Raw genomic sequence first — 2,359 nt, 5'->3', positions numbered from 1 at the left:
GAGATCGAATAAAGAATTTGATAAATATCTATATAAATTAAGATATTTAGTTGAAAACGCTTTTGTGAGATCAAAACATTTCCGTGCTATTGCAAACTCGATTTGATAAACTAGCACGCAATCATAAATCTATGCGTATAGCCTGCATATTTATTTGGTGCAAAGCCAAATGAGGACACGCCTTAATAATTTCTTCACTTAATTTTAAAGCTTCATACAATGATTCTTGATTAACTTGCAATGTTCTAATTCCAAAGCATTATTGTAGTTATTCTCTTATATAATTTAGTTCTTATTAAATTTCAATTAGTGAATTTCTTTCATCTTAACCTTAGAAAATATCAGTATATCAGATCTTTACTATCTAATTAAATCGTTAAAATATAGGGTTTAGATTTAAACCCATATAACTATGTCAAACAAACTTGAACGTCAGAAATTGACTCTCCCAGCAGGTCATGACAAGCTTCTGCTTCACTCCTGCTGTGCACCATGCTCGGGTGAAGTGATGGAAACCCTAATTGAATCAGGCATCGACTTTTCGATCTTTTTTTATAATCCCAATATTCACCCTGTCAAGGAATATGAAATCCGTAAGGAAGAAAATATTCGCTTTGCAGAAAAACATAATATTCCTTTTATTGACTGTGATTACGATACAGACAATTGGTTTGCACGTGCCAAAGGCATGGAAAATGAGCCAGAGAAAGGTATTCGCTGTACCATGTGTTTTGATATGCGCTTTGAACGGACTGCCCTTTATGCAGCTGAAAATGGCTTCAGCCTAATTAGTAGCTCATTGGGTATTTCTCGTTGGAAAGATATGAAGCAGATCAATGATTGTGGGCATCGTTCTGCTTCACATTATGAAGGTATCACCTATTGGGACTACAACTGGCGTAAAAATGGTGGTGCTGTTCGTATGCTTGAAATCAGCAAGAAGGAAGAATTCTACCAACAAGAATATTGTGGCTGTGTATACTCCTTACGTGATACCAACCGTTGGCGTATGAGCCAAGGTCGTGATCGCATCAAATTGGGCGTGAAATTTTATTCGAATGCCATGGATGATGAAAGCTAAGCTTCAGTCGCCAGATACCAATTTTTCCAGGAACTGGTTCCACGGACTTCAATGGGTACAGTTGGAATCAGTTTTTCTTTTAGAACGTCAGTCTGTCCCACGGCTTTGGCAAGTCGGGCTTTCACAGAATGAATGCATTCACGATCTCCAAACTCACAGCGATCCAATGTCGTACCACCACAAGGACCATTCGCCAATCCTTTGGGGCAAGTTTCAGGGCAAATATATAAAGTATCTCCTAACCTACATTGACCACAACTTTCACAACCCACAACCCCTTGCTTAGAGATAAATTCAGTTTTTAACAATGCTTTTGCTGCAGGAGTATTTTCCCAGAGTGAGGCTTTAAAAATAAAATGCCCCACACCTTTGGCAATTTTGGACTCAAATAGAGCCTTGTGCATGAAATGCAATTGCTGATATTTAATAAGCTGGCTAGAGGATGGTTGGCGGGAATAATAAGCTAATTCTGGCACGAGTTCCTTTTTAGTCTCCACTTGCCACAGTGCATTCCAGAGTGCTTCGAGTTCCTGTAAACCATAATGTCGATATTGTTCAATATATTTTTCTAAAAGCTTTTGCTCTTCAGGCTTATGGCATGCTGAAAGATGCACACCTGCAAAACCCAAATACTTACACATCAATATTTGTATAGCACAACGTTTATAAGCATTCTCAGTTCGTCCATCCTGTTTTTCCTGAGCCAACACTCGTAACATGTGTGGTGTAATCACAATTCCTGCGATCTTATGTTTCACCATAAAACTGGCACGTGCCAAACTAAGTGGCATAACACAAGCAAGTATATTTTGTGGGTATCGATGACGATTTAAAAAAGCCTTGGCTTGTTTTAAAGCCTCCATATCGTAACCCAATTGGGTAACGATAAAGTCTGCTCCTGCTTTAATCTTTTTGTGAAGTTTTAAATATTGTGCATCACGTTCAGCTTCAGCATATTTGAAGGGATTAAAAGCTACACCAATATGAAATCCACCATAACACTTTGCGGCCATGACCGCATTTACAGACTCTAAATATCGGGTGCGATTCGTTCCATCTTGACCATTTGTATGCCCTTTTAACTTATCACCTGTGAGAAGCAGTAAATTTTTTTGTCCCGAAGCTTGAGTTAATTTTAAGAAGGTCTCAAAATCAGTAATATCCCGACCTTTCCCTGAATAATGGATGATTTTTTCCACTGATGAAGGAAATGTCTTCGCACATTCAAGTGGTGGCAAATCACTATCGGCATGCACTCGATCTGCCAAAGTGATCGCA

2 protein-coding genes are annotated in these 2,359 nt (G+C 38.5%); one reads left to right on the top strand and one right to left on the bottom strand.

Annotation, left to right across the window (positions count from 1 at the left end; translation table 11 throughout):
• The first annotated feature begins 412 nt into the window (after positions 1 to 412).
• Complete coding sequence (locus B4J23_RS01830) at positions 413 to 1,081, top strand: epoxyqueuosine reductase QueH (protein ID WP_004647714.1); 669 nt, start codon at positions 413 to 415, stop codon at positions 1,079 to 1,081.
• Here the strand turns inward: B4J23_RS01830 and B4J23_RS01825 are convergent.
• Positions 1,078 to 2,359: methylenetetrahydrofolate reductase C-terminal domain-containing protein (locus tag B4J23_RS01825; RefSeq protein ID WP_291358606.1), on the bottom strand; the 1,282-nt coding region annotated here is incomplete at its 5' end. The genes B4J23_RS01830 and B4J23_RS01825 overlap by 4 nt on opposite strands.

Source organism: Acinetobacter sp. UBA3025, from assembly GCF_002367915.1.
In the GTDB taxonomy this organism is placed as follows: domain Bacteria; phylum Pseudomonadota; class Gammaproteobacteria; order Pseudomonadales; family Moraxellaceae; genus Acinetobacter.
Note: the sequence above shows the minus strand (reverse complement) of the source record. Positions and strands in the feature narration are given on the sequence as shown.